Origin of the sequence: Parabacteroides sp. HGS0025 (assembly GCF_000969845.1) — a bacterium.
Lineage (GTDB): Bacteria > Bacteroidota > Bacteroidia > Bacteroidales > Tannerellaceae > Parabacteroides > Parabacteroides gordonii.
The window spans coordinates 2,516,787-2,537,528 of the sequence record NZ_KQ033902.1 but is presented as its reverse complement, the minus strand read 5'-3'; the positions used below and the strand labels follow the sequence as shown (position 1 = coordinate 2,537,528).

The 20,742-nt window shown below is 46.8% G+C and carries 16 protein-coding genes; 6 read left to right on the top strand and 10 right to left on the bottom strand.

What is annotated here, in order from left to right; all coding sequences use genetic code 11:
* Positions 1 to 22: 22 nt before the first annotated feature.
* Both HMPREF1212_RS09870 and HMPREF1212_RS09865 read right to left on the bottom strand, forming a co-directional pair.
* On the bottom strand, positions 23 to 1,555 hold the full coding sequence (locus HMPREF1212_RS09870) for an alpha-L-fucosidase (RefSeq protein WP_046150324.1): 1,533 nt from the start codon (positions 1,553 to 1,555) through the stop codon (positions 23 to 25).
* Between the two features lie 16 nt (positions 1,556 to 1,571).
* Positions 1,572 to 2,579 carry an alpha-L-fucosidase gene (locus HMPREF1212_RS09865; RefSeq protein ID WP_157316989.1) on the bottom strand — a complete coding sequence of 336 codons (1,008 nt, stop codon included), beginning with the start codon at positions 2,577 to 2,579 and terminating at the stop codon, positions 1,572 to 1,574.
* A 108-nt stretch (positions 2,580 to 2,687) separates the two neighbouring features.
* Here HMPREF1212_RS09865 and HMPREF1212_RS26305 point away from each other — a divergent pair, with 108 nt between their 5' ends.
* Complete coding sequence (locus HMPREF1212_RS26305; protein ID WP_052724963.1) at positions 2,688 to 3,506, top strand: helix-turn-helix transcriptional regulator; 819 nt, start codon at positions 2,688 to 2,690, stop codon at positions 3,504 to 3,506.
* Between the two features lie 4 nt (positions 3,507 to 3,510).
* Here HMPREF1212_RS26305 and HMPREF1212_RS09855 read toward each other — a convergent pair whose 3' ends face one another.
* The 5 genes from HMPREF1212_RS09855 to HMPREF1212_RS09835 are packed head-to-tail and all read right to left on the bottom strand — an operon-like array spanning position 3,511 to position 8,615.
* Positions 3,511 to 3,885: a YbaN family protein gene (locus HMPREF1212_RS09855; RefSeq protein ID WP_046149244.1), complete on the bottom strand. Its 375-nt coding sequence runs from the start codon at positions 3,883 to 3,885 to the stop codon at positions 3,511 to 3,513.
* Between the two features lie 2 nt (positions 3,886 to 3,887).
* Positions 3,888 to 4,862 carry a methionyl-tRNA formyltransferase gene (gene fmt, locus HMPREF1212_RS09850; RefSeq protein ID WP_046149243.1) on the bottom strand — a complete coding sequence of 325 codons (975 nt, stop codon included), beginning with the start codon at positions 4,860 to 4,862 and terminating at the stop codon, positions 3,888 to 3,890.
* A gap of 3 nt (positions 4,863 to 4,865) precedes the next feature.
* On the bottom strand, positions 4,866 to 6,650 hold the full coding sequence (locus HMPREF1212_RS09845) for a chloride channel protein (protein WP_028729112.1): 1,785 nt from the start codon (positions 6,648 to 6,650) through the stop codon (positions 4,866 to 4,868).
* A 1-nt stretch (position 6,651) separates the two neighbouring features.
* Entirely contained in the window at positions 6,652 to 8,052 is a 1,401-nt protein-coding gene (locus HMPREF1212_RS09840; protein ID WP_028729111.1) for a sugar transferase, read from the bottom strand.
* Between the two features lie 2 nt (positions 8,053 to 8,054).
* On the bottom strand, positions 8,055 to 8,615 hold the full coding sequence (locus HMPREF1212_RS09835; protein WP_046149242.1) for an L-threonylcarbamoyladenylate synthase: 561 nt from the start codon (positions 8,613 to 8,615) through the stop codon (positions 8,055 to 8,057).
* A gap of 298 nt (positions 8,616 to 8,913) precedes the next feature.
* Between HMPREF1212_RS09835 and recJ the strand changes: the two genes are divergently transcribed.
* The 4 genes from recJ to HMPREF1212_RS09815 all read left to right on the top strand — a co-directional run bounded on the left by recJ (position 8,914) and on the right by HMPREF1212_RS09815 (position 15,240).
* Positions 8,914 to 10,638: a single-stranded-DNA-specific exonuclease RecJ gene (gene recJ / locus HMPREF1212_RS09830; RefSeq protein ID WP_028729109.1), complete on the top strand. Its 1,725-nt coding sequence runs from the start codon at positions 8,914 to 8,916 to the stop codon at positions 10,636 to 10,638.
* A 9-nt stretch (positions 10,639 to 10,647) separates the two neighbouring features.
* Entirely contained in the window at positions 10,648 to 12,585 is a 1,938-nt protein-coding gene (locus HMPREF1212_RS09825) for a RecQ family ATP-dependent DNA helicase (RefSeq protein WP_046149241.1), read from the top strand.
* An 89-nt stretch (positions 12,586 to 12,674) separates the two neighbouring features.
* Positions 12,675 to 13,976 carry an ABC transporter permease gene (locus tag HMPREF1212_RS09820; RefSeq protein ID WP_046149240.1) on the top strand — a complete coding sequence of 434 codons (1,302 nt, stop codon included), beginning with the start codon at positions 12,675 to 12,677 and terminating at the stop codon, positions 13,974 to 13,976.
* 7 nt (positions 13,977 to 13,983) lie between these two features.
* Positions 13,984 to 15,240 (top strand): ABC transporter permease, encoded by a 1,257-nt coding sequence (locus HMPREF1212_RS09815; protein WP_046149239.1) that lies wholly within the window; start codon positions 13,984 to 13,986, stop codon positions 15,238 to 15,240.
* Positions 15,241 to 15,333: 93 nt separating this feature from the next.
* On the opposite strand, the gene HMPREF1212_RS09810 is transcribed toward HMPREF1212_RS09815, so the two are convergent.
* Positions 15,334 to 16,251, bottom strand: a complete 918-nt coding sequence (locus HMPREF1212_RS09810; protein ID WP_046149238.1) for a ThuA domain-containing protein — start codon at positions 16,249 to 16,251, stop codon at positions 15,334 to 15,336.
* Positions 16,252 to 16,380: 129 nt separating this feature from the next.
* Between HMPREF1212_RS09810 and HMPREF1212_RS09805 the strand changes: the two genes are divergently transcribed.
* Complete coding sequence (locus HMPREF1212_RS09805) at positions 16,381 to 17,925, top strand: ClC family H(+)/Cl(-) exchange transporter (protein WP_046150323.1); 1,545 nt, start codon at positions 16,381 to 16,383, stop codon at positions 17,923 to 17,925.
* Between the two features lie 17 nt (positions 17,926 to 17,942).
* On the opposite strand, the gene HMPREF1212_RS09800 is transcribed toward HMPREF1212_RS09805, so the two are convergent.
* Together HMPREF1212_RS09800 and HMPREF1212_RS09795 are read right to left on the bottom strand one after the other, a co-directional pair.
* Entirely contained in the window at positions 17,943 to 19,577 is a 1,635-nt protein-coding gene (locus HMPREF1212_RS09800) for a fimbrillin family protein (protein WP_046149237.1), read from the bottom strand.
* Positions 19,578 to 19,675: 98 nt separating this feature from the next.
* A complete protein-coding gene (locus tag HMPREF1212_RS09795; RefSeq protein WP_046149236.1) occupies positions 19,676 to 20,635 on the bottom strand; it encodes a fimbrillin family protein in 960 nt (319 codons plus the stop codon).
* Positions 20,636 to 20,742: the final 107 nt, after the last annotated feature.

Below are 20,742 nucleotides of genomic sequence, written 5' to 3'. Positions count from 1 at the left end.
GACCTTATTCTTGTGAAAGAGATTATTCCGTCATTGCTTCTTCGCCGGATGCCTTATAAAAACCTATTTCTGATATCTGGGGGACATCCCTCGATTCACTGACAACGATACGTGCCTTACTGCAACGCACCGGATCAAACCTGAGAATCCGCTTATATCCTATTGTCGTCCCTTCCGTTACCGGTATCCAACTATCTCCAACCAGGCATTCCAGAACAAACTGTTCTATCCGTTGTCCTTCGGTTATATTTTCTTGCAAAAGAAGCCGATCGAAGACCTGATCCCCGTCAAAGGATATCTCCAGTACGTTCTTACCGGGAGAACCCTGCCAGTAAGTATCCAACCGCCCATCGACCAGCCGGTTGATATTACCGGAAGACACTCCGGCTCCGGCAATCAGATTCTTTTCAAAAGTCTTTCGCAGTATCCGCTGCATGTTCATCAGACTGGATACGTCATTCTCGTGGATCAATCCCCGTTTGTCGGGAGGCAGGTTCAATAGTAATAACGAATTCTTTCCGATCGAGCTATAATAAATATCAATCAGTTTCTGGGGAGACTTAACCAATGTATCTTCGGAAGCATGATAATACCAGCCCGGACGGATAGAGACATCCACTTCAGACGGATACCAGATCACACCTTTGGCATCAGCCAGCAACTTACGGCTACCCAGATCATCCTCCATCATATTTCCTACCGGCAGGAATGTACCGCTTCCCGCTTCCTGCTGGGACGACTCGGCTATATCCGACAGACTGGTAGCCGTAGCAGGTAACGTACTCCATTCCGTATCGCGACCGTAACCACTCTCTGTTCCCACCCATCTGACATCTGGCCCCATAACAGCAATAACAGCCTGAGGTTGCAGACGACGGATCACATCATAGTAACGTTTAAAATCATATACCTGCTTTTTACCGTTCGGCCCCTCGCCACAGGCACCATCAAACCAGACTTCAGCCACAGGGCCATACTGCGTTAGAAGTTCCGTCAGCTGATCAACAAAGAAATCATTATACCGCTCAGTTCCGTAGTCCGGATGATTCTGATCCCACGGAGACAGATAAACAGCAAACTTCACTCCCTGCTCCTTACAAGCTTCCGCAACGTCACGCACCAAATCACCTTTACCCTCTTTCCAAGGAGTCGCGGCAACTGAAAAATCCGTATAGGCCGATGGCCACAGGCAAAATCCGTCATGGTGTTTACAGGTAAGCAAGATCATTTTCATACCGGCCTCTTTGGCTGTACGTACCCATTGCCCGGCATCCAGTTCTGTCGGGTTAAATATTGCCGGATCTTCTTTTCCGGTACCCCATTCCACGTCGGTAAAAGTATTTACACCATAACAAATAAAGCCGGTAAACTCCATTTGCTGCCATTCCAGCTGCCGGGCAGAGGGAACAACACGAGCCGATAAGCGGATCTTCTCTTCTACACTTGCCCCTTCCAGGAAGGCACAAGAGTTGACATATATCTCTTTTTGCTTGTTGCTGCAAGCTATCAGGAAACAAAAGGCAACTCCCAGTAACAAGTTATCCAGTTTTTTCATATAGATCATGAATTTTCTATTTATTCTCTTTTATCATGCGCCCCACTTCCCGGAGCACTTTACAGTCTATCTCACGAATATTCCCGTTATAATCCGGGCCGATATTCAATGAAAAGATATTTCCATATTCAACAGCCTCCTTATAATCCTTATAGATTTTTTCTGCCGGAAAAACCAACGAGTCATGTTGCGGCAGAGAATAGAACCAGTCTGCACCACCTTCGTGGGGTGGCAGCAACGGATAAGTAAATTCAGCCACGAGATAACCGTCATAAGCCTTTTCATTCTTTCCGGCATCTTCCACCCAGGTTAAGTTGTCGCCACCAAGAGGTCCTGCACATCCCCGTTCACGCAGGCTCAAACGACCGGATGGTGCCCCATGATTATAACCGGCAAAACAATCGGGCTGAAACTGATGTACCCATGCCGTTGTTTCTTCATGCGAAAGCCCCCCATCGCCTACGGCATGATCGAACCAGATAAATTCCACCGGGCCGTATTGGGTCAGTAATTCTTTCAGCTGGGCTTTTTTCATGTCCGGATTACTTCCGCCTTTCTGGCTTTGTCCGCGTTCGGCACCTTCCCAATTCCAATCCCCTTCCGAAAAGTACAGAGCCAGCTTTATACCATATTTATCGCATGAAGCACGCAACTGTTTCAAAACATCGATCTTAAGCGGGGCATTAGTCACTTTCAGGTCGGTTGTTTGGGTATCCCACAGGCAAAAACCGTCATGGTGCTTTGTCAGGAACAAGATATAATTCATTCTCGCTTCTTTAGCCGTTCTGGCCCATTGATCGGTGTTACAGGAAGTAGCCCGGAAGAAGGAGACATCGTGCGGTTCACCCGTCCATTCCTTACCGGAGAATGTGCTGTACGACCAGCAGATAAACATTCCGAAACGAAGATCAGCCACTTCCTTCGCCCTGACCGGATCAGGAGTAGCCTTTTTCTGACCGCAACCGGAAAATACACATAATATAATCGCACACCAAACGAACAAATTTCCTGCTATTGTTTTCATGATATCACATTTAGAATTTAGTATCAGCAAAAATAAATATTCCTTTTCACATACGGATTGTATAATTTTTGGCTATTATTGTACAATCTTATTCCAGACAACAGCAATATGATTCATTTAAGCCATACGATCGACATTCTTACGGGAGGAACTTACACAGGCAACAATTCCTGGAATAAGAAACACTCGGATATAGACAACTGCTTCAAGATATACCAGATCACGGAAGGAAAGCTCTTTCTCTCCGATGAAAACGAGGAATATTTACTGGAAAGCGGAAACCTGTATTTTATTAACGGAAGCAAGCTGGTAGCCCAGCAATGCCGACACTCTTTTTCTACCAACTGGCTTCATTTCATCCCGAAAGACCTGGTCATACATCACAGCCTGTTATCGATGCCGTTAGTCGTCAATTTTACCGGGATAATGGATCTCGTTAGTAACTCGCTGGCGAATATAGAAGTATTGGTCTCCGGCGAGCCGGCTTCCTACAAAGACTATTTCCTCGAGTCATTGCGTATGCAGGCGGGTATCCAGTCCATGATCGTTTCCCTGTTGGAAAAATATCCCTGGACATCGCCACAGGAAATTTACTCGATCCGCATGATCGAACCGGCAATTCTATATATCAAGGAACATTTTACCGAACCTGTCCGGCTGAAGGAGCTGGCTGATTGCTGTAACATTTCACCGAACTATTTCCACCGGATATTCACCAAAGCATTAAAGACCACCCCGGCCAATTACATTTCATTGCTGCGGATGAATACAGCACTTCCCCTTCTCCTGAATAATGAATACAGTATAAAGGAAATAGCCTATCAATTGGGATTCTATGACGATGCCTATTTCTCGCGTGTCTTCAAAAACCATTACGGCATTACCCCCGGTGAATACAGGAAAAAAAGAAAAGAACTATTATTTTGAGGGGTCACTTCTTCTTGGTAGGAAAAGAAAGGATATGCCAGGTTACCCCGGCACTGATAAGTATCAACAATATCTTTACCCAGAGATATTCAATCAAATAAAGAGAGGTCAGGATGGCAGAGAGCCACATGATCGAAACAGAAATGATCTTCGAGCGTAAAGGAATGGCCTTATCTACCAGAAAGTTTCTGATGTAAGTACCGAAATAACGGTTGCTCATCGCCCGGTTGTACAACTTTTCCGAACTGCGAAGATAAAACCAGCAGGTCAACAGCCAGAAAGGAGTAGTCGGAAGCAATGGGACAAATATGCCCACTGCCCCCAATATCAGGAAGAAAGACCCCAGTATGATATAAATGATACGTCTGGTCTCTCCCATTCTTATTCTACAGTGAAATCCCCGATTTGTTTGTTACCGTTCAGGAAATCTTTTACGCCCATCCGTTTCTTTCCCGCCAACTGAAGGGATAAAAGGCGGATATATCCATCTTTGACGGCTACATCGATATAGCTCTTCGCATCTGTCAGGATAGTGCCCGTTGCATGGTTATGAGAAGCCGGATGCTTCTCTGTTTCATAAACCTTCAGTGCCAGGCGGCTTCCATCGGGAGCTACCAGATCCGTCCAGGCAGCAGGATACGGAGATAAACCACGAATAAAATCGTAGATTTTCTTTAAAGGCTGCTCCCAGTTGATACGGCAAGTATCTTTAAATATCTTCGGAGCCGGACGAAGCTCGGCGGCATCCTTGAAGAATTCTTCCTGCGGAATGGCATCTACTTTACCTGCCAGCAAAAGATCGACTGTTTCGGTAACAAGTCCTGCACCTATCGTCATCAAAGCATCATGCACCACTCCTACATTATCCGTATCCGCGATCGAAAGATGTTTCTGGCGGATGATTTTTCCGGTATCGATCTCATGCGTAAGGAAAAACGTTGTAACTCCGGTTTCAGTATCACCGTTGATAACCGCCCAATTGATCGGGGCTGCACCACGATATTGCGGCAACAACGAAGCATGCAGGTTGAACGTTCCGAAGCGCGGCATATCCCACACAACTTCCGGCAACATACGGAAAGCAACCACAATCTGCAGGTCGGCATTCAAGGCACGTAATTCCGTAATAAACGCTTCATCCTTCAGCTTCTCCGGCTGCAATACCGGGAGATTCTGCGACAAAGCATATTCCTTTACAGGACTCGGTTGCAAAACGCTGCCATGACGTCCTACCGGTTTATCCGGTATCGTGATCACTCCTACTACATTATATCCCCCTTCGACCAGGGCACGCAGGCTCTCCACGGCAAAGTCGGGAGTGCCCATATATACAATACGTAATTCTTTTTTATCCATCTTTTAATCTCCTGAAAAGTTTTCTACCAATACTTCGCGGTATGAATTAAATATCTTCGATTTCGACATAAATCCGACATAACGTCCTTCTTCATCCACTACGGGAAGATTCCAGGCCTTCGTATCGTCAAATATCCCCATGATCTGTTCCATCGGGGTTCCGATCTGTATCTTGGCCGGAGCCGACACCATGAATTTGGATACATGGAATCTGTTATATAACTCCGGACGGAACATAATGTTGCGGATATTGTCCAATTGCACAATTCCCAGCAATATCCCCTTTTCATCGATAACCGGGAATGCATTTCGTCCGCTCTTTGCGATCACCTTTACCATATCACCCAATGACATTTCCGGTGAAACGGTCTGGAAATCTTTCTCGATCACACTATCCGTATTCAGCAAAGTCAGAACGGCACGGTCTTTATGGTGGGTAAGCAGCTCCCCTTTCTGTGCCAAACGCATAGAATAGATACTATGAGGTTCAAACATCAGAATGGTCAGGTACGAACTGATGGAAACGATCATCAACGGAAGAAAAAGGTCGTATCCACCGGTCAGTTCCGCGATCAGGAACACGCCTGTAAGCGGCGCATGCATCACCCCCGACATAATACCCGCCATACCCAACAGAGCAAAGTTCTTCTCCGAAATATACATCGTGAACGGGAAATAGTTGGAAGTATGGGCAAAGAGGAACCCGGATATACAACCCAGATACAAGCTCGGTGCAAAGATACCACCACAACCACCACCCGCATTGGTCGCACTCGATGCAAACACCTTTGTCAGCAGGATCAGGAACAGGAATACAACAATTCCCCAGTAATTATCGTTCAGGTCATAGAACAAACTTTTATCCATAATATGCGAGAACTGCCCGTTCAGCAAGGAGCCGATCGTGTCGTAACCTTCGCCATACAGCGGGGGGAAAAGGAAGATCAGGATACTCAGCATCACACCTCCCAACAGGAACTTCTTCCAATAGACACCCAACTTGCGGTACATCCCTTCCACCCTGTTCATCACCCGGGTAAAATACAGTGAAACCAAACCGCAGAAAACACCCAGCAACAGTACATACGGAATACGTTCGATCTCAAAGACCTCGGTCTGCGAGAATTTAAACATAGCTTCCGTTCCCGTAAAAATATAGGAAACAGTCGCCGCCGTCACCGATGAAATCAGCAAAGGCAACACCGAAGTCATCGTCAGGTCGAGCAATAACACCTCGATCACAAAGACCAACCCCGCAATAGGAGCCTTGAAGATACCGGCAATTGCACCTGCCGCTCCGCAGCCCACCAGCAGCATCAGGGTTTTCTGCTCCATGCGGAACAAGCGTCCCAGATTGGAGCCGATAGCCGCTCCCGTCAATACAATCGGAGCCTCGGCTCCTACCGATCCACCGAACCCGATAGTCACCGAACTGGCAACAATGGAAGTCCATGTGTTATGAGGTTTGATACGGCTCTTACGCTGCGAAATAGCATAAAGGATCTTTGTCACCCCGTGACTGATATCGTCGCGAACAATATATTTAACGAATAATCCCGCCAGCAAGATACCGATCACCGGATAAAGCAGATACAGGTAGTTCACCCCGCTGGCATCAAAATTTCCGGTAAGGAGATGCTGGATAAAATGAATCAGTTGCTTCAGAATAATAGCGGAAGCCGCCGTACAAATACCGACCAGAAAGCTGATCACCAAAATAAAATGTTTCTCTTTTATATGCTTATCCCGCCACAACAGAAACCGATAGAATAGTCCTTCTTTTGCCATTTTAAATTCCTTTTCCTGTAAACACTGTCCTTACTGTGTAAATCAATATTGTTATATCCAGCAGCAACGACATATTTTCGTAATATAAAATATCATATTTCATACGTTCGATCATCTTATCCACATCACCGGCATACCCGTATTTCACCATTCCCAGGGAAGTGATACCGGGTCGCACATTATGCAGCAAGTAATAGTAAGGTGCCACCTTCACTATCTGATCAATAAAAAACTTCCGTTCCGGTCGCGGCCCAACCACCGACATATCTCCTTTCAGTACATTCCAGAACTGGGGAAACTCATCCAGCCGGTATTTCCGCATAACATGCCCGAACGGAGTAATACGTTCGTCATTCTCCGACGATAGTAACGGCCCGTTATCCTCTGCCCCTACATACATCGTACGGAACTTATAGATCATAAACGGTTTTCCCATATATCCGATCCGTTCCTGACGGAAAAAGACCGGCCCGGGAGAATCTCTCTTCACCCGCCAGGCAATATACAGATACATCGGCGATAAAAGTACAAGCACCAGGATAGATATAACTCTATCCATAAACAGTTTGATATTCTTTTCTACCGCAGAAAAGTTATTATCCGTTACATTTACCAGCGGAATACCGCGGATCGTCTTTATCTTTACCTGCGACAACATACTCAACTTATCAGCCAGCACCTTGATCGGCAGCTTATAATGATAAAGCGAATAAAGTATGTTCAACAGCTTTTTGTTATCACTCGTTTCTGCAGCAAGCACCAATTCATCGATCCGTCTTTCGGTTACAATTGCCGGCAAGTTCTCCAAAACACCTGCCAGTTCTTTTTTATCCACTTCTACCGGTGTCGTGTCGTCTTCCGGCACAAATCCGGAAATATTATATCCCATCCGGTAAAGATCCTTCGCGATATGGCACGCTTTCTTTCCTGCCCCGATTATCAGGATATTCATAGCCCATTCCCTGCTCTTTATCTTCCGCAGTCCCGCCTGTGTGATCGACAGTCGCGGAATATAAGTCAAAAAGAACTGTAAACCGAATAAGACAAAAAAGAACTCATAATAAATATGGAACGAACGGGGCAGGTCATTCAGTACCACGATAAAAAAGATTAGGACAACCCCGATCAAGGAGGTCACGAAAGTAGAAAACAGCTCGGTAAGTCTCGACTTGCCGAACGGTTTATTATAGTAACCCGAAAAATAGTACAGAATCAACCAGAAGAAAGGAATCAACAACTGCCCTTTCAACACCTGCAGATAAGCCAGATAATTACTGAAAGAGCTAGCCCCCTCATAAATAGCCACCTCCTTATAGCGCAGCAGGTTAAACAAGAACCATGCTACGGCTGCAGATATAAAGTCTGATAATATGTATTTTCCTGCCTGTCTGCTTTTCTTCATTCTTATCTGATAACCTGAATAAGACCTCCGGCACCAAGCTTAATAATATTTGATGGTTGTGCCTTGCTCATATCATCCTGGCGATAGCCAACAATATAATCTACTCCATTCTTGATTACATCCGATACTTCCGTGAAGTTTGCCGGTGATAATTCACCGCTCACGTTGGCGGAAGTCGATACCAACGGCTTACGGAAACGTTCACACAACTTACGTGAAAACTCTTCATTCGTAATACGGATACCCACGCTTCCATCGTCGGCCAGCAGGTTCTTAGCCAGACTTTTTGCATTGGAATAAATAATCGTAAGCGGTTTATCGGCCACCTCGATCAGATCCCAGGCGATATCGGGTATATCCGATACATACATCTGCAATTTAGCAGTGCTATCCATCAGAACCAGCATCGCCTTATTGTCTGCCCTTCTCTTCAATTCATATACGCGTTGCACCGCTTCCTCATTCGTTGCATCGCAGCCTATGCCCCAGATTGTATCTGTGGGATAGAGTATTATACCACCCTCCTGCATTACTTCGCAGGCCTTTTTAATATCTTCCGTCATTGTTTTTTATAATATTGTGACAAATGTACAAATCATTCGTGTACTTATAAAAAAATAATAACAAAAAAACTATTTTACCCGGGCTATTGCTATTATCCATTTTAAATTCCTAATTTTACAGGTTGAATAGGAAACGGGGGCATGTTCAGGGAGAACATGAACAAAACAGCAAGATTTATTTCAGTTTCATAGTAGTGAAACAACTGTTTCACTTAGAAGAAACAAGTGTTTCATCATAGTGAAACAAACGAAACCTCGTAGGACTATACAAAAGACAAAAAAGAAAAAACAATATATAATGATTAACAAATGGAATTTTCAAACCCCGACAGAAGAAGAATTACGTAAGAGAGATGCGTTGGCGGCTGAAATCGGTTTCAGTCCCATTATCTGTCTCCTGCTTGTTCAGAGAGGGATTACCACGGCAGAAGAGGCTAGAAAGTTCTTTAAACCCAATCTGGGCGACCTGCATGATCCATTCCTGATGCCGGACATGGATAAAGCGGTAAAACGGTTGAACAAAGCGCTTGGGAATAAAGAAAAGATTCTGGTGTACGGTGATTACGATGTGGACGGAACGACAGCCGTCTCACTTGTGTTCAAGTATCTGAGGCCTTATTCTTCAACCCTCGATTATTACATACCGGATCGGTATGACGAAGGGTACGGTATTTCTTATAAGGGGATTAACTATGCGCATGAAAACGGCGTAACGTTAATAATTTCACTCGACTGCGGTATCAAAGCGATCGAAAAGATCGAGTACGCAAAAGAGAAAGGTATCGACTTTATTATTTGCGACCACCACATGCCGGACGATACGCTTCCGGATGCTGTGGCTGTACTGGATGCTAAACGGGTGGACTCGATCTATCCGTACGAACATCTGTCGGGTTGCGGTGTCGGTTTCAAATTCATGCAGGCGTTTGCCAAAAGCAACAATTTTCCTTTCTCCGAACTGGAAAAGTTGCTGGAGCTGACAGCCGTCAGTATCGCTTCCGATATCGTGCCTATCACGGGAGAGAACCGCATCCTGGCCTATTACGGGCTTAAGCAACTGAACAGCAACCCCAGCTTGGGACTGAAAGGGATCATAGACATCTGCGGACTGACCGGGAAAGACATCACCATCAGCGACATCGTATTCAAAATAGGCCCCCGTATCAATGCTTCCGGACGAATGATGAACGGAAAAGAGGCGGTAGACCTGTTGCTGGCCAAAGATGTGGAATCGGCTCGCGAGAAAAGTGAAAATATCAACCAGTACAACGACGAACGCCGTGAACTGGACAAGAAAATAACGGACGAAGCCAACGCGATCATCGATGAATTCGCCAATATGGAAGACCGGAAAGCGATCGTTGTCTTCAACCGGGGTTGGCATAAAGGCGTGATCGGCATCGTTGCTTCGCGTCTGACAGAGAAATATTACCGCCCGGCAGTCGTACTGACCAAGTCGTCCGAACTGATCACAGGTTCTGCCCGCTCGGTTACCGGTTTCGACATCTATAAGGCGATAGAAAGCTGTCGCGACCTGCTGGAAAACTTCGGTGGACATACCTATGCCGCCGGCCTTTCCCTGAAAGAAGAAAACCTGGAAGCCTTCACAGACCGCTTCCTCAAACTGGCAGCCGAAGAGATCATCCCGGAACAGATGACTCCGCAGATCGACATCGATGCCATCCTCGACCTGAAAGATATCAATTCCAAATTCATGAACGAGCTTAAAAGGATGAATCCTTTCGGCCCGGACAACCAAAAGCCGGTATTCTGTTCGCTGAATGTCAAAGACTACGGCACAAGCAAGTTGGTTGGCAAGGAACTGGAACATATCAAATTGGAACTGATAGACGACAAGTCGAACACGCCGATCCACGGTATTGCTTTCGGAATGCACGAACATAGCAAGCATATCAAAGGGATGAGCCCCTTCAATATCTGCTACACCATCGAAGAAAATACGTATAACGGAAACACGACCTTGCAACTCATGGTTAAAGACATAAAGGTCGATGACATATGAAGGAAGCCGGTGGACGTCTACCATAAGATATTAGAGAAGTACTGGGGATACCCTGCTTTTCGTCCTCTGCAAGAGGACATTATTCACTCTGTTTGTGAGGGAAAAGATACACTGGGACTCATGCCGACCGGTGGAGGTAAGTCGATTACCTTCCAGGTGCCGGCATTGGTCATGGAAGGGATATGTATTGTCGTAACCCCACTGATCGCCCTGATGAAAGACCAGGTGGACAATCTCCGCCGTCTGGGTATCAAGGCGACGGCTGTCTATTCGGGAATGACCCGCCAGGAGATCATCGGCCAGCTGGAAAATTGCATCTTCGGTGATTACAAGTTCCTGTATGTCTCCCCCGAACGCTTAGCCACAGATATATTCCTGAGCAAATTGCAGGCCATGAACGTCTGTCTCCTGGTTATCGACGAAAGCCACTGTATCTCGCAATGGGGGTACGACTTCCGTCCCTCCTACATGAAGATAGCCGACGTCAGGGAACAACTTCCCGGTGTGCCTGTGCTGGCGCTTACGGCTACGGCAACTCCCGAAGTGGTCAACGACATACAGGAACGACTGCACTTCAAAGAAAAGAATGTTTTCCGGAAAAGCTTCGCCCGAAAGAACCTGTCCTATATCGTACGCCGCACGGAGGATAAGATAAACTCGCTGGTCTACATTCTGGGGAAAGTCCCCGGAACCGTCATCGTCTATGTGCGCAACAGAAAACGGACTAAAGAGGTGGCAACGATCCTGCGTGAAGCCGGAATATCGGCCGACTTCTTCCATGCCGGGCTCAATCGCGATGAAAAGACCCTTCGCCAGAGCCGCTGGAAGAATAACGAATGCCGCGTGATCGTATCTACCAACGCTTTCGGTATGGGGATCGACAAACCGGACGTACGCCTGGTCGTCCATCTGGATATGCCCGGCTCGCTGGAAGAATATTATCAGGAAGCCGGACGCGCCGGACGTGATGAGCAACGCGCTTATGCCGTCGCCTTATGTTCGAATACGGATACCGCCAAGCTGAAAAAACGGCTGGCCGATGAATACCCGGACAGGGAATTTATCAGCCGGGTATACGATGCATTGGGCAATTATTACCAGATCGCAATGGGCTACGGACTCGATACGGTGCACGATTTCTCCCTGATCGATTTCTGCTCGGCCTACAAGTTCTCGCATCTGCAAGCCCACCATGCCCTGAAGATACTGGAACTGGCAGGCTATATAGAATATACGGAAGAACAGGATAATGCCTCGCGTCTGGTGTTCAGCGCCACCCGCGACGAACTTTACAAGTACCTGCACCAGGACAAAAAGACGGACGAGGTGATCCAGTGCATCCTCCGCTCCTATACCGGGCTGTTTTCCGATTACGTATATATTAATGAAGGACTGATCTCTACCCGTACCGGACTGAGCCAGCAGGAAATATATGACGTATTGATCGGACTGTCGAAATACCGGATCGTCAATTATATCCCGCATAAAAAGACACCGCTCATCATTTACACCCGTACAAGGGAAGAGCTGAAATACCTCTCCATCCCCCGTTCAGCCTATGAAGAGCGGAAGGAACGGTTCGAAAACCGGATGAACCGGGTGATAGAGTACATCAACGAAGACCGGGTATGCCGGAGCCGTATGCTGATCTCTTACTTCGGTGAAAAGGGAATTTCCGATTGCGGTTGCTGCGATATCTGCCTGGCAAAGAACGATTCGGGACTGAACAACCATACGTTCAACGCCATACGGGATACGCTGCTTGAAACGCTGGAAGAAACCGGTTCGCGGGAAGTTAAGAAGCTATCGGAAGAGTTATCGTTCCCGGCCGACAAGGTCATAACAGTTGTCCGGTTCCTGGCTGAACACGACGACCGTTTTTCATTGGAAGACGGAACGTTAAGTCTCACAAAAACGAACACAGTGTCCGATAACGAACAGCAATAACCGGATAGCAAACGTTGTAGCTCAACACATTAGCTTTATGGCACAGACTTTGTTATTATCGGTACCAAACAGTAATAACAAAGTCTTTTATGTATAAAGTCTATTTCAGGCAGGCAATGCAGATGCTGCGGCAAAACAAATTCTTCAGCATCGTTTATATAACCGGTACCGGCCTGGCCATTACAATGGTTATGGTACTGGCTATTCTATATTACTTCCGTACGGGGAATATCGCACCGGAAAGCAACCGCAACCGAATGATGTTTATCCAGCACGGGAAAATATTGAACAAAGTAGAAGGCCAGGGCAACGGCAGCAGCCGTCTATCCTACCCAACCATCAAAGAATGCTTCTATCCGTTGCAAACACCGGAAGCCGTCACTGCAATCCTCCCAGTCGGGGAACAAACCGAATTTATCCAGGTGCAGGGAAGCAATGACGTCTACAACGGGCTTGTTATGGGAACCGATGCCACTTTCTGGAAAGTGTTCCAATTCAGTTTCATCTCGGGTAAATCCTATACGGAAGAAGAGTTCACTTCCGGAATAAACAAAGCGGTGGTATGCGAATCGCTGGCACGCCGGTTGTTCAACACCTCCGATGCCATAGGAAAAACATTTCTACTGAACTTTGAAGAATACCAGGTAGCCGGTGTCGTTAAAGATGTCCCTTCCATAACCCAATACTGCTATGCAGAAATGTGGATACCATTCACTACCCGTCCCTTACAGATACAGGGAAGCAAATGGTGCGATTTCCTCTTAGGCCGTATGCTTCTCTGTATCCTGGCTAAGGATCCGGGCGACTTCGATGCGATCCGGGAGGAAGCCGAAGAAAACTGCCGACGTTACAGTGCCGGGAATCCGCAATATAACTTTGTATTAAGCGGACAACCCGATACGGCCCTACGTGCCTGGCTTCGGGATGATTCCTTTAACAGCCCTGATTACACGAAGATATACCTGCAGATCACATTGGTCATAACATTATTATTATTGGTTCCGTCCATAAACCTGACAGGGATGACTGCCTCACGCATGAAAAAGCGCATGGAAGAACTGGGTATCCGTAAAGCTTTCGGTGCTCAAAACAAGACGTTACTTATGCAGATATTATATGAGAATCTATTCCTCACCCTATTGGGCGGGCTGATCGGATTAATGATTTCTTACGGAATAATCTATTCCATGAAAAGCTGGTTGCTCGGTAATTACGACTGGGACGGCAGTTCATTGACCGCCTCTATCGATCTTTCGCCCGGGATGATGATTAATCCTGAAATATTCGGATACACCCTGGCCCTTTGCCTGGTGTTGAACCTGATGTCCGCCCTTGTCCCTGCCTGGCGTGCACTCAAACGACCTATTGTAGATGCTATAAACGATAAATAAAAGAGCCATGGTACAACACCTTTTTAAACTTATATGGAAGCAACGCCGGCAGAACGTCTGGATTGCAGCCGAATTATTCCTGGTATTCATCCTCCTGTGGTATATCATGGATTACTTTACAACGATCAGATATGCAGATTCCATCGATAGTGCATACAATATAAAAGATACATATCAGGTACGTCTTGCAACCGTACCGCAGAGTAGCCCTCATTATATTCGCTATGAAAATGTCGAGGAGGCTGGTAGCCAGTATCTTTCCATCATAGAACGCATCCGTAAATATCCTCAGGTTGAAGATGTATGCCTGACACTCGACAGCAGCCCTTATAACCCCAGCTACATGGATAATCAGATGGGAAAAGACAGCATAGAGAAAGTACAGTACCAATACCTGCCGGTAACTCCTTCTTATTTCGATGTATTCAAAGTCGAGCCACTTGGCGGTGGAGATCCGTCATCTCTAAAAAATGCTTTGACAGAGAAAAGCATTATCATTTCACGCAAACTGGCAGAAGCTCTTTTCCCCGGTAAGGATGCCAAAGGAAAGTCAATCTATATCGGCGACAATTCCTCCGTCCATGTAGGCGGTGTTTGCGGAGCATTAAAACGCGATGACTACAGCCGAGAAGAAAGGGCCGCTTATTTTCTGCTACCTACATCCTACTTCATCGAATGGAACGAACGACAGTTGGTAGGAGCCTTAGGGATCAGCATGCGGGTAAAACCGGGACTCAATAAAAAGGAATTTATAGAGAAATTCGAGCATGATATGAGGGAACAGCTCAACATTGGTAATTTTTTACTATCCAGAGTAGTCCCATACACTGATTTACGGAATAAACTATATCTTACGAATGGCGTGACAGACGCCATCCGTTACCGGGTAGCTTTCATGGTATTCCTTATCTTCAACATCTTCCTCGGCATTATCGGTACTTTCTGGTTCCGCAACGAATACCGCAAACCGGAAATCGGCTTACGGCTGGCCGTTGGTGCTACCCGCAAGCAGATATTGATGATGATGATCGGTGAAGGCTGGCTGTTGCTAAGCCTGGTAGCCATCCCCGCTGTTATCATCTGTGTCAACCTGGCAAAAATGGAGTTTATCGGAACAAACATCATGGATATTACATTCTTACGAATCTTCTTCGGCCTACTGCTGACCTATTTATTCATGGCTTTGGTCATCCTGCTCGGCGCCTGGTATCCCGCCTACCTGTCCTCACGGATTGCTCCGGCTGATACATTGAGAAGCGAATAACCCTATAATGAACTATATATAAGTGAAAAGCCCCTCGAAGTTGTTTGACTTCGAGGGGCTTTTCCGTAAAAGAAACAACTTTATATTATTGATTTATTTCTGTTCCTTATAATCTTTCCGGTAAGAGCATTGGCTCTCGGTCGGGAAATCTTTCGGGACTTTCTGGGTGACTTTTCCGGTAGCAGCCCACTCGGCACCACGCAGTAATAAGACCTGAAAACCTGTACATTGCATGGCTGTATTATTCTCGGCTGTTTCACCGGCATGTCCCAGCATCGTGTGGAAAATACGGGCATTACCGTAATCCACTGTAAAGATCAGCGGTTCTTCACGGCCTGAGCCGCCTGTTTCCTTCTCCGAATAAGCGGTATAAAGGAGAGCACCGATATTACCAGGCCCACGCATACGGTCGTACAATTCATCCTTAGTGTGGCGCCATTTCAAAGGTAATCCTTTTACGATCGGGTGTACCTTATCGCGTCCGTTCAGAACATACTCATGCTGATTGCCATGCGAACCTCCGGGGCCGGCAGAACTATCCTTGACCAGTTTGCCATCCTGCCAGTATACATACGGGCCTGCGTTTTCATTACGGTTTTCCCAACCACCCAAAGCACAGATCTTATTAAATTCCGGCCACTGGGAGAAAGCGTTGTCGGCTGCGTGGTAGACCACTACTCCACCGCCACCCTGCACGTAATCGAGGAAACGTTTATTTGTTTCTTCCGGCCAGGAGTCGCCATTATAATCGAGTACCACCAATTCGTAAGGGGTAAAATCGAGCACAAAGCCCGACATATCTTTTCCCTGGGAAGGAGAAACCGCGAAATCGACAGAGAAACGACCGGAGTTTTCGAGTATTTGCTTCAGCACCACATGGCTAACCTGCCAGTTATGGTTATTCTGCCCTGTTATCAATAAAGTCCTGATGGGTTTCCTGGCCGATACCGAACACACACACAACATGGAAACCAACACAACAAATAGTTTTCCTAAAAATAAATGTCTCATGGTATTAATATGGTTTAAAGATTTGTACCGGCAAATGTAATAAAAATTGACAGTTGCCCATTGACAATTGACAATTATTTGGTTGGAGACCAGAACCAAAGCTACGCCGGGCTTGTTTTTATCGAGCTTATGAAGGTAAACTGGAGGATATTAAAGCTGAAACTAGTAGATGCCAGGCTCTATTTCGTGAGTCTCATCGTGGGACTGCTCACCGGTCTGGTGGCAGTACCGTATCATTTCCTGTTGCAGTTATTCTATAATTACCGGAAAGACTTCTTCGAGTCGTCTCCTCCCTGGTATCTCCATGTAGTCGCTTTCTTCACGCTTTGGGCGGTACTTATATTTGTCTCGCGACTGGTAAAACGCTGGCCGTTCATTGGTGGCGGTGGTATCTCGCAAACACGCGGGGCTATCAACGGCAGGATCGTATATAAACACTCACTCCGGCAATTGCTGGCAAAGTTTGTCGGCGGAGTATTGACGCTGAGCAGCGGCCTTTCGATGGGACGGGAAGGGCCATCCGTACAAATGGGTTCCTACATAGGCGACCTGGTCAGCAAATGGGGTCATATCCTGAGCGGCGAACGCAAACAACTGTTGGCAGCGGGTGCCGGTGCAGGACTGGCGGCTGCTTTTGCCGCCCCGCTGGCTGCCACGACACTGGTGATCGAGTCGATCGAACGTTTTGATGCTCCCAAGACGGCTATTACCACGATACTGGCCGGAGTAGTAGCCGGTGCGATTGCCAATATGATCTTTCCGATCAATCCTTACCATGAGATACAGGCGGTAGCTCCTGACCTGACCTTCTCTTTACAGATCAAATTGTTCCTGTTGTTTGCCATTGTCGTCTCCATCTTCGGGAAGTTCTATTCGCTATTGATGCTCTATGTTAAAAGGATCTATCCTGCCATAAAGCAGCCGGAATATATCAAACTACTGGGACTGTTGGTCATGGCCTACATTATTTCACTGACATTGACCGACCTGACCGGTGGCGGAGAACAATTTCTTATGGAGCAGGCGCTGGGAGGCACGCAAAGCATCCTGTGGATTACCGGGATGATGCTCTTACATGTGGTATTCACCGTTTATTCCTTCTCTTCGGGATTACCCGGTGGGAGTTTCATTCCGACACTCGTTACGGGTGGGTTGTTGGGAAAGATATGCGCACTCCTGTTAGTGCAGCATGGGGTCATCGCTCCCGAAAATATCAGTTATGTGATGCTGATCGGGATGGCTGCTTTCCTGGTGGCTGTTGTCCGTACCCCTATCACGGCGATCATCCTGATCACGGAGATTACGGGGCATTTTGAAGTGTTCTACCCTTCGATCGTTGTCGGGGGATTGACTTACTACTTCACCGAACTATTGGAGATAAAGCCATTCAATGTAATGTTTTACGAGGAGATGATAAAAAAGCCGCTCTTCCAGGAGGAGAAACGACTGCAGCTCGATGTCGAAGTGATGGCCGGCTCCTACTTCGACGGCAAAGCGATCGACACCCTGCATCTACCGAACAACTGCCTGATCATCAACATCCACCGCGACCGTAAAAACTTCCCCCCAAGCGGCCAGACGATCCTGCCCGGCGACCAGCTTACGCTCGAAATAGATGCACAGGACATCGAGAAGCTGTATGAGCCGCTGGTGAGTATGGCGAATATTTATTGATAGAGAGATAAATAAGATCAGAAAGCAAGAATGGGACGGACACCATAGGCATAGTTACCCGTCATGTTCCGCACCTTGCCTTCGGAGAAGTCCGTGTACCACATGTAGCCGTTACTGCTATACTCCGTACTCGACCAATAGATGCCGTTGAAAGCTGTCGTAAATGGTGCTCCAAGCTTATTTAATGAACTATTAACCATAATCTCCACATCCTCCTGCTTATTTATCTTACCGGGGTCATTATAATAAATACTATTGATGTCTTGCCAAAGAAGACTTAGTTCTTTGGCAGACGGGAAATACCAACCGCTACTACTGCCAGGGGCAGGCACTTCGGTAGCGTAGGTAGCTATGCACGATATGGGAAGAACTTTATTGAACTCACTGCACTCTGCGTTATATGCCTCGATGGCTTTCGTATTATTATACCCCCGGATTTTGTTGACAGGAGCGGTAGGATCTGCGCTAGATACAATCTTCTCGTAACCGATAGAATTAGTCATCCAATTGCTGACGCTTGCAGGAGTCTCCTGCCATCTCACCCTACCGGCATCCTTCAAGGCAACCACCAAACCATGCGTGCATTCGGGATACTCGCTCTTTAAGGCGGGGTCTCCGAAGGCAGATAATGTTGTACCCCAGCGGTCGTTAGTACCGGTAACAGCAGTAGTATGCTTGTCTTTTGTTGGATCGCCCACCCAAAAAACAATGCCGATACAGGCGGCTTTCTGGTCGGCGGTCAAAGAAACATCCTTACCCACTAAAGAGCCGTCCTTCATGAAAAAGTCACCGGCTTGCAGGGTATAAGGTTTATCTATTATCGTACTGCTTCCTCCATCTACTTTATAGGTTTTATACTTACCACCAGAGACAGAAGGAGTAACCGTCCATGTGACTTCGGCGTTGCTACCATTGATATAACTACCGGAAAGTCCGTCGGATGCAGAAGGCTTTACCAAGTAGCGATAAGTACCGTCGCTCATACGGCAGGGGTTAAATTCAAACCTCATGTCAGGTATATCGGATATCCATGTATAACTTTCATCGTTAGAGAGCTTTAAATTCGCCTTTGGCAATTCTATCACCACCAATGACATCTGATGTGCCATAGAGAAGGTTAGTTTTTTGTTGGAGAGGGAGCCTTGGGCTATCATCAGATCCTGCGCGGTGTAGTTAGTGTAATCGCTTTGATCGTCAGCCGGAGACCAAGCGGTTATGACGTTGGCAAAGAAATCGTCGGCATTACCAGCAGTGGGGACAAGCTCGCCAGTCAAGTTGTCCTGCCAAGGATAGTAAGCATAGTAGGTTGCATCCGGATACATACTTAAACCATCGTCGGACTGCCAAACCAAACTGCCGTTGTCAGTAGAAGCGGTCAGGCAGATATTTTTCACATCTACTTTTATCTCGCCATCTTGTACGGCAAAGACTCCGATCTTATCACCGGCAGTAAAGACGGTTTTAAGATTTTCTTCTGATGCACGCGTTTGCGGAGGTGCAGGGCTGTAACCGCTATCATCGACACAGATGCGGATAGTTTGACCGGCAGAGACCGGATCATTCCCCGGAAATTCTTCCGAACAGGAAGGGAGGAACAGACCAAAAGCCAACAGCAAGAAAAAGGAGGTGTTGAGTAATATGTTTCGTTTCATTTTGTATGATGGTTTGAATAAGTTGTTGTTTGAAATGAATTAAATCAATATAATCTACCTTGTAGGGACAGAGTACCCCTACGAGGATAGTTTTATCATTAGGGGATAGGGGTACTAGTTATATCCTCCGAGCCTCCTCCTCCGTCCCAACTACCACTACTGTCATCTACGGTTACGACATCGATCTTTTCGCTTTTCACCGTTACGTTGTAGGTATAGACCTGGCCGCTTTCGAGCTTGGCTTCGTTGCTGCCAGTAGGAGTATAATAATAAACCTTGCTATCGCTCAACGTTATGACAAAGAATTCCTTGTTCTGCATATTCTGCGGAATAACGAGGGCGGTATAGGTTTTCAGAATATCACTGCCGGAAGCGGTGATTTCCTTCGGGGTGATGGTGCCCATGCCGGAACCATTGGTAGCGGGTGCCCAAGTGCCAACGGTAACGCCTGTACCCACTGGGGCGGTGTATGTACCCGAAAGCGCAAGATTGTCAGTATAACCGATAACAACACTGTTGATCTGATCGGCATTTGTAGCAGCGTCAGCCTTTTTGATGTTTATCACCACACGGGCGGTCTGGTGGTAAAATGCCAGGGACTTGGAAACGTCACTAAACATTATCTCCTGTGCCGGAGCATAGAGAAAATCGCTTTGCTGGTAGCCGTTGTTACTTTGGTCGGACTGTACCGACCAAGTTTCCGGTAGTGAACCGCTATAGCCTGTACCGCAATACCATGCACTGACGGACTTCGTTTCCTCCGAACTTGTCCAATAAAAAGGATCACCGGACACAACGGTAAAGGTTGCGTCATTACCATAACTGTATTCTTTTACTTCGTCTTCTCCTTCTACCCTGACGGCAATTCGATCGTCGGCAGTCCATCCGCCATCAGTTGTATTTGCGCGCGTTTCTACCATTGCTTCTACCGACGAAGTAAAGGTAAGAGGGTATTTCCCATCAGGAAGTGCATTATCCTTTGTGCTTATCTCCGTGCTGCAGGAGGACGAGAGGAGGACGAATAGCACGAAGGCTAAATGAGTTGTTTTGATGTTCATATCATTATGTTTTGTTTGTGTGCTTCTACGATCCCGTGTCGGGCACGGGAACGGGATTGTTTCTCCGAAGCAGCCCTCCCAAGCGACAAAAGGAAGAGCCGGATCAG